The organism is Chryseobacterium fluminis (assembly GCF_026314945.1).
GTDB lineage: Bacteria > Bacteroidota > Bacteroidia > Flavobacteriales > Weeksellaceae > Chryseobacterium > Chryseobacterium fluminis.
Window position 1 is genome coordinate 853,652 of the sequence record NZ_CP111121.1, and the last position, 14,223, is coordinate 867,874.

General features: G+C 40.3%; 10 protein-coding genes. 7 read left to right on the forward strand and 3 right to left on the reverse strand.

Annotation, left to right across the window (positions count from 1 at the left end; translation table 11 throughout):
* The first annotated feature begins 170 nt into the window (after positions 1-170).
* On the forward strand, positions 171-3,353 hold the full coding sequence (locus ODZ84_RS03980; RefSeq protein ID WP_266175712.1) for a TonB-dependent receptor: 3,183 nt from the start codon (positions 171-173) through the stop codon (positions 3,351-3,353).
* A gap of 167 nt (positions 3,354-3,520) precedes the next feature.
* Here the strand turns inward: ODZ84_RS03980 and ODZ84_RS03985 are convergent, their stop codons facing one another.
* Together ODZ84_RS03985 and ODZ84_RS03990 are read right to left on the reverse strand one after the other, a co-directional pair.
* A complete protein-coding gene (locus ODZ84_RS03985) occupies positions 3,521-4,954 on the reverse strand; it encodes an MFS transporter (RefSeq protein WP_266175713.1) in 1,434 nt (477 codons plus the stop codon).
* Positions 4,955-4,990: 36 nt separating this feature from the next.
* A complete protein-coding gene (locus ODZ84_RS03990; RefSeq protein ID WP_266175714.1) occupies positions 4,991-5,557 on the reverse strand; it encodes a TetR/AcrR family transcriptional regulator in 567 nt (188 codons plus the stop codon).
* A gap of 475 nt (positions 5,558-6,032) precedes the next feature.
* On the opposite strand from ODZ84_RS03990, the gene ODZ84_RS03995 reads away from it, so the two are divergent.
* On the forward strand, positions 6,033-6,254 hold the full coding sequence (locus ODZ84_RS03995) for a hypothetical protein (protein ID WP_266175715.1): 222 nt from the start codon (positions 6,033-6,035) through the stop codon (positions 6,252-6,254).
* 69 nt (positions 6,255-6,323) lie between these two features.
* Here ODZ84_RS03995 and ODZ84_RS04000 read toward each other — a convergent pair whose 3' ends face one another.
* Complete coding sequence (locus ODZ84_RS04000) at positions 6,324-7,460, reverse strand: 1-acyl-sn-glycerol-3-phosphate acyltransferase (RefSeq protein WP_266175716.1); 1,137 nt, start codon at positions 7,458-7,460, stop codon at positions 6,324-6,326.
* A 421-nt stretch (positions 7,461-7,881) separates the two neighbouring features.
* On the opposite strand from ODZ84_RS04000, the gene ODZ84_RS04005 reads away from it, so the two are divergent.
* The 5 genes from ODZ84_RS04005 to ODZ84_RS04025 all read left to right on the forward strand — a co-directional run bounded on the left by ODZ84_RS04005 (position 7,882) and on the right by ODZ84_RS04025 (position 14,161).
* Positions 7,882-8,235, forward strand: coding sequence for a hypothetical protein (locus ODZ84_RS04005; protein WP_266175717.1), 354 nt, complete (start codon positions 7,882-7,884; stop codon positions 8,233-8,235).
* Positions 8,236-8,458: 223 nt separating this feature from the next.
* Complete coding sequence (locus ODZ84_RS04010) at positions 8,459-10,675, forward strand: TonB-dependent siderophore receptor (protein WP_266175718.1); 2,217 nt, start codon at positions 8,459-8,461, stop codon at positions 10,673-10,675.
* 3 nt (positions 10,676-10,678) lie between these two features.
* Complete coding sequence (locus ODZ84_RS04015; protein WP_266175719.1) at positions 10,679-12,124, forward strand: ABC transporter permease; 1,446 nt, start codon at positions 10,679-10,681, stop codon at positions 12,122-12,124.
* 1 nt (position 12,125) lies between these two features.
* Entirely contained in the window at positions 12,126-13,472 is a 1,347-nt protein-coding gene (locus tag ODZ84_RS04020) for a DUF3526 domain-containing protein (RefSeq protein ID WP_266175720.1), read from the forward strand.
* Complete coding sequence (locus ODZ84_RS04025) at positions 13,466-14,161, forward strand: ABC transporter ATP-binding protein (protein ID WP_266175721.1); 696 nt, start codon at positions 13,466-13,468, stop codon at positions 14,159-14,161. The genes ODZ84_RS04020 and ODZ84_RS04025 overlap by 7 nt, the downstream gene beginning before the upstream one ends.
* The last annotated feature ends 62 nt before the right edge of the window (positions 14,162-14,223 follow it).

Sequence of the window (14,223 nt, forward strand, 5' to 3'; positions counted from 1 at the left end):
AACAAGATCCTAATTATAAAAAACAAAGAGTAATTATTAAAAGATCAAATTCCTTTAATTTTTTTTTAAGGAAATGTTAAATATTATGTCATGTAATATTATCTGTATGTTAACGTATCTGACCGGAGGTTAAGAATACTTTTGCAGTACAATTTTGAAGTATTAAAACAATGAAAAAAATAATCTGTGCTGTCGCATTATTATCTTTCAGCCTTGCTTTCTCGCAGGAAACCAGTTCTAAAATTTTTGGAAGGTTAAGAGGAACAACTTCCGAAATGACCGTTAAAGTAGTGCATGTGCCTACCAACAGTACTTTTGAAACTAAAAGTGATACCAAAGGTCAGTTCAGCTTAGACAATCTTCAGCCGGGAGGTCCTTATCATATTGAAATCAGGGATGGTTCCATGCTGGTCTACTCCAGCGATAATGTTCAGCTCTCATTAGGAAGCAATGACCTTCCTGTAGTGGATCTGGGCGACAAGGAAAAGACAATAGATGAGGTAAAGCTGACTTCAAAAAGGACCACCGTTAAAAACGGGGTGGGAATCAGTCAGGCTCAGATTTCCGGTCTTCCGAACATCAACAGGGGAATCCAGGATGTCACGAAACTTGTTCCTCAGAGTGCCAATAACTCGTTCAACGGAACCAATTTCAGATACAACAACGTAACCATTGACGGTTCCATTAATAATGATGCAATCGGCTTCAGTCCGTCGTTGGGAGGGCAAACCGGAACTTCGGGAATGCCTGGAAGCAGTACCCGTTCCAACTCCATCAGCCTGGACGCAATTCAGGATGTGCAGGTGTATATTGCTCCTTATGATGTAAAATTAGGAAACTTCCTTGGGGGAAGCATTAATGCGGTGACAAGAAGCGGAAGCAATACCGTAGAAGGTTCCTTGTATGCCTACGGACGAAATGCCTCGATCACAGGAAGAAACAGGATCGGCGACAATTCAAAAATGCCGAATTCTTTTGAAGATTTTATTTATGGAGGCAGAGTTGGATTACCCGTTGTAAGAGATAAAGTCTTCTTATTTACCAATCTGGAGTATACAAAAAGAACTGATCCTGTTTTTTATAATGCCAACGATCCGAATGCACTGGTGAACGAAAGTGTTGCGCAGCAGATTTCTGATTTTGTACGCAATAAATATAATTTTAATGCAGGAAGCTTTAATCAGTATAATAATTTCTCCGAAAGTGCAAAACTCTTTAATAAATTAGACTGGAAAATCAGCAACAGGCATACCCTTTCCATTAAAAACAATACGGTATTTTCGCAAGCTTCCAACCTGGAAAGAGACGGCGCCAATTTCCGGTTTTCGAGCATGGATTTTGTTCAGAAAAACAATGCATCTACCACTACCCTAGAACTGAAAAGCCGCTTCAATGACCGATGGAATAATAATTTGGTGGTCGGCTATTCTTCAATCCACGATTACAGAGATCCCTCTTCAGAAAATTCCATGTTTCCACAGGTGGAAATTGCTTACAACGGAGGAACTATCCTGCTGGGAAATGACAGAGAAGCAACGGTTTTCAATATGAAACAGAAAACTTTTGAAATCACCGATAATCTGACTTATAAGACAGGTCATCATACCTTTTTACTGGGAACTCATAATGAGCTTTACAATATTGATTATGGTTTTGTAAATGCCCTGAACGGCAGAATTTCGTATAAAAGCCTGAATGATTTCTACAATGCAAATCCATCCAGAATCCGGGGAACCTACCCCTTCAACGGAGCCGACAGACAGGCGCTTTTTGATAATCCTTACGCGCAGTATAAAGTTAATCTGCTATCCTTGTACTTCCAGGACGAAATTAACTTAGGAAGAATACGACTGACTCCGGGAGTACGGGTGGATTACACAGATTTGCCGGACAAACCTGCCATGAGCCCTCAGGTAACCAGCTCTCCTCAGGATCCAAATTTTGGGAACACCTATACCTATACTCCTCTAAGCCAGCTTACCAATGACTATCTGAATAAGCCCACCTTTTCTCCGAGATTAGGGTTTACATTAGATCTTACGCAGGACAGATCGGTTGTGATGCGCGGAGGTTCCGGCATTTTCGTCGGAAGAATACCTTTTGCATGGCTGGGTTATGCCTATTATAATGACGGAGTCGGCTTCGGAAGTTATGATTATAATGCGCCTACTGCAGCTCAGCTGGCTGCCAACGGAGATCCCCTGGTAAGCGGAAATTTCCCGAAATGGCAGAACTCTTCAAAAGTGCAGGTGGATTTAATTGATAATAATTTTAAAATGCCGAGAGTCTGGCGAAGCTCACTGGCTTTTGACTATACTTTTTCAGGGTATAAACTGACGCTGGAAGGTATTTACACCAAGGTTCTCTATGATCTGAAATTTCAGCAGGTCAACAAAACGGACAATGTTACTTATTTCAGCTACGATACGAATCATGAAATGCCGGTTTACACGACCAATATCAATTCTAATTTTTCAAATGCCTATATGCTGTCGAATACCAAAGAAGGATACCGGTATAACCTGACGGCTCAGCTTTCCAAGTCTTACCAGTTCGGATTAAATTTCTTCGTGGCCTATACGTACGGAGATGCTAAAGATATTACCAATGGGATCAGGAACTCCATGGAAAGCAACTGGCAGATGAATCAGTCCCTGACTCCTAATGATCCTAAGCTTTCCACTTCAAATTTTGCGATCAAAAACAGAATTGTCGCGAATCTGGGTTATGCTCTCAATATATCAAAGTCCAACAGGCTTTCTGCCAACGTTTATTTTAATGCCCAATCCGGAAATCCGTTCTCCTGGGGATTCATCAACAGCACCATTGCCAATACGGGACAGGCGGCAGGTCTTGCGTATGTTTTCAAAGATGCTGCTGAGGCGGCAAAATATCTCACTCCGATAAAAGATGCGTCAGGCAATATTACCGTGACCACCGCACAGCAGGTGGCTGATTACGAAAAATTCATCAGCAGTAACGAATATCTGAACAGTCGGAGAGGAAAATTCACGGAAAGAAACGGAGATGTGACGCCATGGAACATTCAGGCTGACTTCAAAATCATGGATGAGATCAGGCTGAGTGAAAAATCTAAAAACAGCATTCAGATTTCATTGAGCATCATTAACCTTACCAATTTATTAAATAAAGACTGGGGGAAAGTATATTTCGTTCCGAATACTTTTAATTCGACAGCCAGTGCCGGTTTAACAAAAGTAGGAAATATTGCTGCAGGACAGCCGTCCGCAGGTGACCCTACCTATAATTTTAAAACACCGACATTGCCATACACTATTGATCAGTTTGCGTCAAGATTCCAGGCTCAGCTCGGTATACGATACAATTTTTAATCATTGTCTTTCATTACTTACTATAGATTCTTTCAGAAGAAGTCCGGATTTTCTTTCCGGGCTTCTTCGTTTTTTATTTCCTGCAGCTGAAAGTATTGTAGGACCATATCCCACGATATACTTGTCATACCAGCGCTGATTGTTATGTATCCATGAATAAAAATCTTCTATTCATCAGGATGCCTTTTTAATGCTCTACGCTTCGGTAAAATAGATGTGGACACGCTGACCAGAATGATCAGTACACCGGTCAGGCAGAGGACATGCACACAGGTACTGTATACAAGACCGGTATATAATGACTGATCCCCATAATGATTCTCTGTAAAATAATAAAAAATTCTACCTGTACATGCGATTCCTAATGCTCCAAACAGCTGCTGTACTGTAGAATAAACACCTGATGCGTTTCCTGTGAATTTTTCAGGCATACCTTTAAGAGCAATGGTAGCCAATGACGGCAGTACCAATGCCACTCCTGATCCATGCAGTGCTATGACAATATACCCTGCGGCATTTACGGTGCGAAAATAAAATAAAACCAATTGAACAATAAGCGTCAGCATAATCATCAGCAGCCCTCCAATCAGGATTTTTTTCCCAAAATAAAGTACCAGTCTGGCAGAAAATAACGATGCAAAAATAAACCCGGCCCCCTGAAATACAATAAAATATCCCGCATGACCCGGCGATAAACCTAATCCTCTTTGCAAATATAGAGCGAGAATATAAAAATAAGCATCCAGCATCATCATAAAAAGAGCAGCTGCCGAAATCGCCAGATTAAAATTCCGGTTTTTAAATAGTTCAGGATCCAGCAGAGGTTCTTTATTTTTTGATTTTCTTATGTTCTGCCTGAAGACAAACAGCAGAAGAATAGCACATGACAAGGGTAAAGAAATGATGATGAAAGAGCTGTTTTGCTCCAGACCGAATGTTAATGAAAAGATAAGCATCACCAGCCCCAGGCATACCATACAGGCACTCGTATAATCCATTTCATAGGATCCGACGTTTTTTGAAGGGCTTAGATAGGATCTTGCCAGAATTATCGTAACCATACAAACCGGAATATTGATCAGAAAAATATACTGCCAGGCCTGTTCCACAAATACCGGTTTTAGCTCCACCAGAAAGCCACCGAGAAATTGTCCCAACATGGTTCCTGCTCCGATAGCGATGCCATACCAACCCATGGCGTAGGTGCGTTCTCGGTGCTCATTGAACAGAATCTGTATATAAGACAGCACCTGGGGAGACATAAACCCGGCACTGACCCCCTGGGTGAATCTTAAAAAAATAAGCAGTCCGGGTGTCTGGGCAAAACCACATCCTGCGGAGCTGATCATAAAAAATACGAGACCCAGAATAAATGTATTTTTCCGTCCATAATAATCTCCTGCTTTTCCGCCGATTATTAAAAATGAAGCAAACCCGATCATATACATCGCCACCACAAGCTGAGTCATACTGTCGGAAGATTGCATATCCTTTTGAATAGACGGAATGGCGATATTGACGATAAATATATCGACAATGGTCATCAGGTGTACCAGCAACAGGATGGCCAGCTGAATCCAATTTTTATTTTTATCTTTCATTATATAGAATGATCTATCTATTTTAGGGAAAATAAATCAGAACATCTGATTTATTATTTTTTTTGTTGTTCTGAGATCATCTGCATTTCCGTTGATGCTCGCAGAAACTATCGCTCCCTCAATCATCAGGAAGACCGCGTCTGTAAGATTCTGTTTTTTCATGGGAAGATCCTGTACCGATTCTATTTCCGAAATTATTCTTTCAAGATAATCGCGCTGCTTTTTTTTATGCTCTGTGACAAGTTGTGTTACCTTTTCGTCATGGCGCCCTGCTTCAGCATTTATTTTAATAAAATGACATCCAAAACAGTGGCTCTGTTCCTGAATTTCAATACGATAATCGATGAGTTTTATAAGTTTCTGTATAGGTTTCCTGACTTCTGCAAGATATTCATCAAGTCCACTGAAGTAGACTACTTCCTGATGCTGCAGATAGTGGTACAACAAGTGATTCTTTGATGGATAGTGTTTGTACAGTGACCCGATCGCGATGCCTGCTTCGGCAATAATCTGGTTAATTCCGGTACTGTTGAATCCCTGCTGATAAAATAACCGGGATGCTGTCTCCAATATCCGTTCCCTGACACCATTACTACTTTTCATTTTTTTCTCTTTCTGCAAAGATAATAAAATAGATAGATCTATCTATTTTATTTATGTCTATTTTATCCTTAATTTACAAAAATTCCCTTTGAAAATTCAAGGGGAATTCTGAAAGCTACTAAATAAATGGTGTGGATAAATAGATTACCAATGATTCAAGAAATACAAGAAAAAGATTTCGAAATATCAACAGTAATATATTTTTTCTGAAGAGGAACAAGTATAGGTGTCAAATAGTTTTTAATTTTATAAAACTAAATTACGTTCAATTGCTTTATAAATATATGACCTCAGTCATACCGCTTGATATTTTGAATGGTAATTTTTCAACAATAATATATTTGGTAGTTTACATAAAAAGTTTTTTTCAATTTTTTAAGAAAAATATTAATCAATTTATAATTTTAACATAAAATTGGTAAAGAAATTGTATACTTACTCACAGAACTAATCTCATCTTATAAAGCGACCATCTATGAATATTTCTTACTACGATTTTCAGAACTTACCGGATCAGCAGACACAGTATAATCTTGTGATCAATCAGGGCCGTATCATGAATGAAAGAGTTATCGATAACTTAAAGTATGCCCTTTACGAAATATCATGCTTTACTGTGGAAATTGTTTACAATACCAAGAGCAATAAGCTCGCAGGAATGACTATTTTTCAGAACAGGTCTGTCTATTCAACCTAAAATCAACCGCACACAGCGAATCCGGCATCATCTTTGTGTAGGATTTTCCACTTTCGTGATCAGATAGAATTAGTTTAAGAGGTTGCGTCTCATTTTGTTAATAACAGGATTGGCATACATGGCTAAAAAGCTGTTTTTCAACAAGGTGTCTGAGATGTCTATCCTCATTTCCATCCTTCTTTCAAATAACTGCTTTTCGTCTTCCGTATAATATTCTGCACATTGCTTTGTATTGTGAAATAAGTCAAAAGCAATAAAATTAGTCGGCCAGAGCTTGTAGTTTTTAATGATAGAATTATCAATAATCTGCGAAATCGCCTGCAGCTGCTTATTTTTAGGGTCAGATTCTGATCCTATGGTATCCAGTTCGTGGTCTAGCAATTCACCTGCATGCAGATGAATACGTTTTTTCTGACCCAGGACGCCGCTCAGAATTGTTGTAAAATCTTCATTTTTATCCTTGATATACACTTCATTGCGGGACTCTGCCATCAGTTGCGGCATTTTAAGAACATCCGTAGGGTCATATTCGTATGAAATAGACAACGGAATTATTTTCAGGGTCTTAAAATAATCGGCTACCGGCTGATCGCCTGCCGCCATGGCAAGCATTTTTAAAACACCCTGCTGCGTAGTATCGTTCCCGTCCTTTGTCCTTCCCTCACGTTGTGCAATCCATACGGAGCGGTTTTCATGCTTCAGAAGAGTGCTAATATATTCTGACATTACTTTTGAACTGCTGAGCTGTTCACGGAGCGGCAGTCCCCTCTGGACTAAAAAATTACGGTTCAGCTTGGCCAGTATATTCAGGAAACGCTTCTGTACAAGATTATCTCCTATGGCCGAAGAGGTCATTACGAGTCCCTTGTCCAATAGTACCAAATTGAGCAGACACGTATCCAGAACGATGTCTCTGTGATTGGATATAAATAAATAGGCGGAGTCTTTTTCAAGCCTGTCAAACCCGGAAGTGCTTAAATTCTCGCAACTTTGCTTAAGAATCTGACGGATGGTATGGGAGATACAGTGCTGCTGAAAATCATTAATAGAATGAATCTGTTCAAACAGCTCAAGCCAGAAATGGTCATCCTCATCGGGGAAAGTAAAATTCATCAGGGATTTCATCATAGGATGCCCGGCAATACTCATCAGAGCATCATTTACTTCATGATCATCAAAAGGCCTTATATCATCAAACTTCGACATACTTCTATTTAAAATTAAACGCAGTGCAAAAGAACAAAAAAATATTGATCAAAAACAGTGTTTACAGGTTCAATTCCATTTATATTGTTTAAAATCTGGATACAATAACTATGCTGGAAATACAATCCTGCCATTTTGGACAGCATTATAAGCTCTGACATAAGTTTTTAGCAATAAACCTGAAACTGTAAATGATTTACAAAGGATATGTTTTTTCTATGACAGAGGAAAAAAGAACAAAACTTATACATACTTCCTGTCTGATCATACTCAAATGGATATGGCTTTGGTAAGCCTTATCCGGAAGGTTCTTCATAAATAGCCGCATCTTTATTACAGTCTATATTAAACATCTTTACCCGGATAAAACTAAAAAGTTAAACAGATTTAAGAATTAAATTGTATTTTTGCGGCTTAGGTTATGCAAAAATTTCTGAGGTGTTTTCTTGTTTTTTCATTATTGCTGATATTTGTTTCCCATATCAGCGGATTAACGGTTAGCCTGGATCATTCCAAACATAGTACTTCTAAAGTATTTCCTAAAAAAGACTCACAAAAAGACAATACTCCTACCATTTCTCAGGATGATGAATGCCAATGTATGCTGCATATGCACATGAACACAAGTATTCTTCCGGAGGCAATGGCCATCGATTTTTCCCTGAATACTCTTAATAACAGTGAACTGCCCCAGCCCAAGGCTGTTACGTATCGCTGCCTGCTCGACTTTTTCAGTTCCCGGGCACCACCCGCCATTTTTTCTGTTGTAGTATAAAAAATTATACTTCTAAGATCTCTGCAGGTTATTCTGTAATCTGTATTCTCATTTCGTGATGATCTGGATTTATATTTCAGATACATTCAATTATTAATAAGGCAATAACGCCTGTTTCAAAAATTTCTATGCATACCCATAATTTGTATTATGCGGGAATAATTAATTTTATTTCCACCTTACCCGGCAGGTATTATATGCTGGGATCATTATTTCGTCGTCGATGAATGCACAGACGGCAGAGGATTCTGCTGTAGCGAACCTGCAGACAGTAGAAATTATCGGCAGAAAATCAAAAGAATATACCTCAGATTATTCTTTTGCGGCCACTAAAACAGCCATGAAGAATAAAGATCTTCCGCTCACCCTCAATACGGTTACCAAAGAGCTTATCAATGAGCGGCAGGCTTTTCAGCTTGGTGATGTCATGAAAAATGTAAGCGGGGTCTCCCCTTCCAGCTATTACAATCAGTATAACATCCGGGGCATCAGCCAGAACGAAGAAGGCCAGATCATCAACGGAATGCGTACCCGGCAGTATTACTTTCTGCAGCCTATGACCTCCAATATAGAACGTGTTGAAATTTTCAAAGGTCCTGCAAGTATTACGATGTCCAGTGTAGATCCGGGCGGAACAATCAATATGGTAACTAAAAAACCGCTCACCAGTCCGCGCCACCAAATCAGTGCATCGGCAGGAAGTTTTGATACCTATCGTCTCGCCGCTGATCTTACAGGACCTCTGAATAAGAGCAAAACGCTGCTGTACCGCTTTAACGGTGCCTATCAGAAGGCTGACTCCTTCAGAGATAAGGTGAATAACAGTGGCACTTTAATATCTCCCTCTATTACCTTTGTTCCCAACGGGAAGACCTCTGTAAATATCGAAATGATTTTCAGTGATCTGCATGGAAATCTCGACAGAGGACAGCCTATTTTTGGTGCTGTCGCAGGAAGAACAGATCTTAACAGTACTCCAAAAACATTAAATCTTGGTGCTCCCGACGATTTTTTTAAAACCCGCGAGTGGATTCTGATGGGAAGTTTTGCACATAATTTCAATAATCATGTAAGCTTCAATGCCTCCTATATGAAGCAGTTTTGGAATGAAGATCTGCAGGAGCACCGCACCACTAATTCCTTCGTTCCTGATATCAATAACAATCCGGTTCCCAGCCTCGCCATGATGCAGTTTATCCAGAGAAAACAGCGTTGGGAAGTCGATAACATCAGTGCCTATTTTAATTTTCGTTTTACAAAAGGACCGACAGAACATCAGGCTTTGATCGGCTATGACAGTCACGCCTGGGAAAAACGGAAAGGAGGTCAGCAGAATGCTGCAAGAGGATTTTTATTAAAAAACGGCTCGGCAGTTTCTTCTTACGATCCTGCCCATGCAGATCTCTATCAAACGGTGGATTACAACGGAATTCTGCTTCCCAAAACCAATGTTACCCCATTTGATTTAAGTCCGGGAGCACAGAATCACCAGGATACTTCCTTTAATCATCTTAATGCCATTACCCCTCTGCCTTCAGCCCTTACAACCACTCATGCTGCTTATATTCAGTATCTTTTTACCTGGAAAAAATTTAAAATATTATCCGGAATACGACAGGAATGGTTTAAGGACATCACCCGTTTTAAAGAACCTGACGCATCGTCGTTCCGAAACAGCAAACTGCTGTACAGATTTGGTCTTACGTACAGCCTGACAGAAAATATCAATCTCTACGGAACGTATCTCACCGGGTATCAGCCGCAGTCCAATACGGTAACACTCATGCCCAATACCGCTGGGTTCACAGGGGCGGTATCGGCTGCAAGGTTCAGACCTCTAACCTCTGATCTGAAAGAGATCGGGATAAAAGCAAAAATCTTCAGGAATATTTCTGTGAGTATGGCGGCGTATGAAATCAATCAGAAAAATATTTTAATCAATGCCAACAATCCGTCTCAGCCTGATGAGCTGATACAGCGTGGTGCCGACCGGAGCCGCGGCTTTGAAGCTGAATTTACAGGATATATTCTCCCGCAATGGCATATACACGGCGGATACAGCTATATCGACGCGAAAATTACCAATGATGCAGATATAAATCTCATTGGAAAAAGAAAAGAAAATACCTCGAAAAATGCTGTGAATTTCTGGACACGCTATAATTTTTCAGGGATCAAGGCTGTCAGAAACTTTGGAATCGGAACAGGAATAGGATATCAGAGTTCCAGGATACCCTGGTTTACAAGAAGTTTTAAACTTCCTGCTTATGCAACGGTAGATGCAGCACTGTACTATACTCCTGTAAAGTCAGCAGTTCAGCTGGCTTTCAATATTAATAACCTGACCAATAAAACGTATTGGATCGGAGCTCAGAACTACCTCAGGCTTTTTCCCGGAGCACCGAGAAATTACTTATTAACAGTTACTTATAAATTTTAAACTATGGCTACTTCAAAACTACAGCTGATCATGCGGAAAACCCGACATGACCTCCTCAGGACCAGGCAAAACCGGATCATGATCATCATGGTCTTCCTATTCTGCATATTCAGTATCGGTATAGGATATACAAAATATACCGATACCATTTCAAAAGTAAAAGAGTACCGGGAAGAGATCCGGGAAGGCTGGGAACACAGACCCGATAAGCATCCACACCGCATGGCTCATTACGGTTATCTTGTTTTCAGAAATGCACATCCTCTGAGTATTTTCGATAACGGGCTGGATGATTACCTGGGAAATGTCATATTTCTTGAAGCGCACAAACAGAACACCGCAAATCTTTCTGAAGCCGGAAGTTCAGGAACACTGGTAAGGTTCGGTGCTTTCACCGCTGCCTTTATTCTGCAGGCTATCGTTCCTCTCATCATTTTATTCTCAGGATTCGGATCTGTTGTTCAGGAGCGTGAAAATGCCACCCTAAAAATAATGAGCGTTCAGGGAGCTTCAGGAAGGGTTATTATTTGGGGTAAGATCCTGGGAATATGGCAGTTTTCATTAATTTTTCTCCTACCGGTCATTCCTGTTGTTTTTATCGCAGCATTCATGGCAGAGACGACAGCCCCAGCCGACATTTTTTTAAGAGTGCTGGTATTATTGCAGGCTTATATGCTTTATTACTTTTTTATCAGCACCTTAGCGGTTGCCGTATCTGCCAACAGCAAAACCTCGTCGTCTGCTCTTATCAGTCTTATAGGCAGCTGGCTTCTTCTGGTTATCTTTCTGCCAAAAGGCATTCAGTTTGCAGCTCAGAATGTACATCCCATTCCGTCCCGTATTGCTTTTGAAACCGGCCTTGAAAAAGACATTCTGAAATCCGGGGACAGCCACAATCCTGACGATCCGCATTTTAAAAGGATTAAAGACTCGCTGCTGAACCGTTATAAAGTAAGCACTACCAATGAACTTCCATTTAACTACAGCGGTTTTATCATGAAAGAGGGTGAAAAAATAAGCTCCCGGATCTATATCAGGCATCAGAAAAAATTACAGGAGATTTATAAGAGCCAACAGATATTATCCGATCTTTCAGGATTTGTGAATCCTGCAATGGCTGTTAAAAATTTTTCAATGATCGTGACGGGAACGGATCTTTACTCATACAGCAGGTTTCAGGAGCAGGCAGAAGAATACCGCTATACAATGGCGCAAAGGCTTAATAACCTGCAAATTGATCACATCAGCAATGTAAAGCCTGAAAAAGGCGGTCCTCCAGCCATTATTGGTAGAGAAAACTGGAAAAAGTTCCCCGACTTCAGTTACCATTACACCTCAGTTTCAGAGAGTATGAAAAAGCAATGGATGCCCATTGCAGCATTATTTTTCTGGCTGGCTGCGTGCATTATAATCATAGAAACAAGCGGAAGAAAATTAAAATTAATGTAAAATGAATCACTATTTATTAAAACAGTTTTACCGTAACAAAGCTTATCTGGCTGCCTTACTGTTTTTACTGCTTGCCGGATTAATGGCAATATATACCGGACAGAAATTTCTGGACCGGCATGAAGACATTATGATAAAAAGCAGCCAATTTCAGAAAGAAAGCATCGGGAGAAATACTCAGTTTCACCAGGATGATTTAGGGCTTGTGTTATATTATATTAAATTCAATTTGGTGAACGAAGTACCGAAACTGGCAGCCTTAAATATCGGAATGAGGGATTTAAACCCTTCCGTTCAGGGTGTTACGATAAGAAATCTGGAAGAGCAGCGCTACAATTCGGATTTTTATAATCCTGCCGGTGCGGCTGCCGGAAATTTTGATTTCAGCTTTGTTCTGGTATTCCTTTTTCCTTTAATCATCATTGCATTCTGTTATAATCTGATTTCTGAAGAAGAAGAACGCGGGACCTGGAAGCTTCTTTCCGTGCAAAGTGTAAATCTGAGAAAACTCCTGGATATGAAAATCCTTATCCGATGCACCGCGGTAAGTGCGGTCTATGGTACACTGATTGCTGTTGCAGCGATCTGGATAAAAATTCCTCCCGATCTCTATTTCGCAGCTTTTGTAATAAGCGGATGGCTCTATGTTCTTTTTTGGTTCACCTTATGCCGGTGGGTCATATCTTTCAGAAAATCCTCAGCACGGAATGCATTACTCCTTCTGCTCTTATGGCTGGGCATGAATTTTATTATTCCGATGAGTACCAATATGGTGATTCAGAAGCTTTATCCTGTGCACGAGTCTCTGAAAGCCGTTATGCAACAGAGGGAGGGCTATCACAACAAGTGGGATGAAGCCAAAGGCCCGACGATGAAAAAATTTTACAGAGAATATCCTCAATTCCGAGGATTTAAGATAGAGGAAAATGAAGCATTCACCTGGACCTGGTATTATGCTATGCAACATATGGGTGATGTAGAAGCGGCATCGACTTCAAAGCAGTACACAAAAAAGATGCTTCTCAGAAACCAGGCTTCCACCTACCTGGGCTATCTTCTTCCTAATATCCACACTCAGTTGAATGAGAGCTACCTATCGAAAACCGATATGACGAATCACCTGCAGTACGCTTCTGCCCTGAAAGAATTTCATGAAAAAAAGCGGCTGTTTTTCTATCCCCTTATTTTCTCCGGAAAAAATGCAGATTCTGTCAACTGGTCCTTACAGGAAGTAGCCATTTTCAGGTCTTCAGAAAAAATAAATTTTATTCAGCTCCTTTTACCCTATCTGCTTTTTATAGGTCTGCTGATTATTCTTTCCAATATTAAATACAGAAAACTATGTTAAAAACAATTAATTTACATAAAAAATACAACGATTTTACAGCGCTTCAGTCTCTTAACCTGGAAATACAGAAAGGTGAAATTTTCGCCCTGCTGGGACAGAATGGTGCCGGAAAAAGCACAACGGTCAATATTCTTCTGGGTCTCATTAAGGCTACCTCCGGTGACGCATTCATCAATGATATATCTGTAAGAAATCATCCCGAGAAAATAAAAAAGCATATCGCTTATATTCCCGAAACAGTTTTATTATATCCTAACCTTACAGGAGTAGAAAACCTGGACTTCTTCTCCAAAATTGCAGGATTTAGCTATACTAAAAACGAACTGTCGGTTCTGTTACACCGTACCGGATTGCAGGGAACTGCCCACGACAGAGCATTGGGAGGCTATTCAAAAGGAATGCGCCAGAAAGTGGGTATTGCCATTGCCCTGGCTAAAGATGCTAAAGTCCTGCTGCTGGATGAGCCTACCAGCGGATTGGATCCAATTGCTACGGCAGAGTTTACGGAAATTGTACGTCAGCTTGGAAAAGAAGGAAGAACCGTACTGATGGCCACTCATGATATTTTTAATGCGGTGAGTGTTGCCACCAATATCGGAATAATGAAACAGGGCGAACTGGTGCAGAATCTGCCATCTAAAGCATTCTCAGCGGAGGAATTACAGAATTTATATCTTGAAACGATTTAGTTTTAAAGTACATAAGGAAACGCCTTTCCGTGCCTCAACAAATGGATCACTCACCGGTGAAT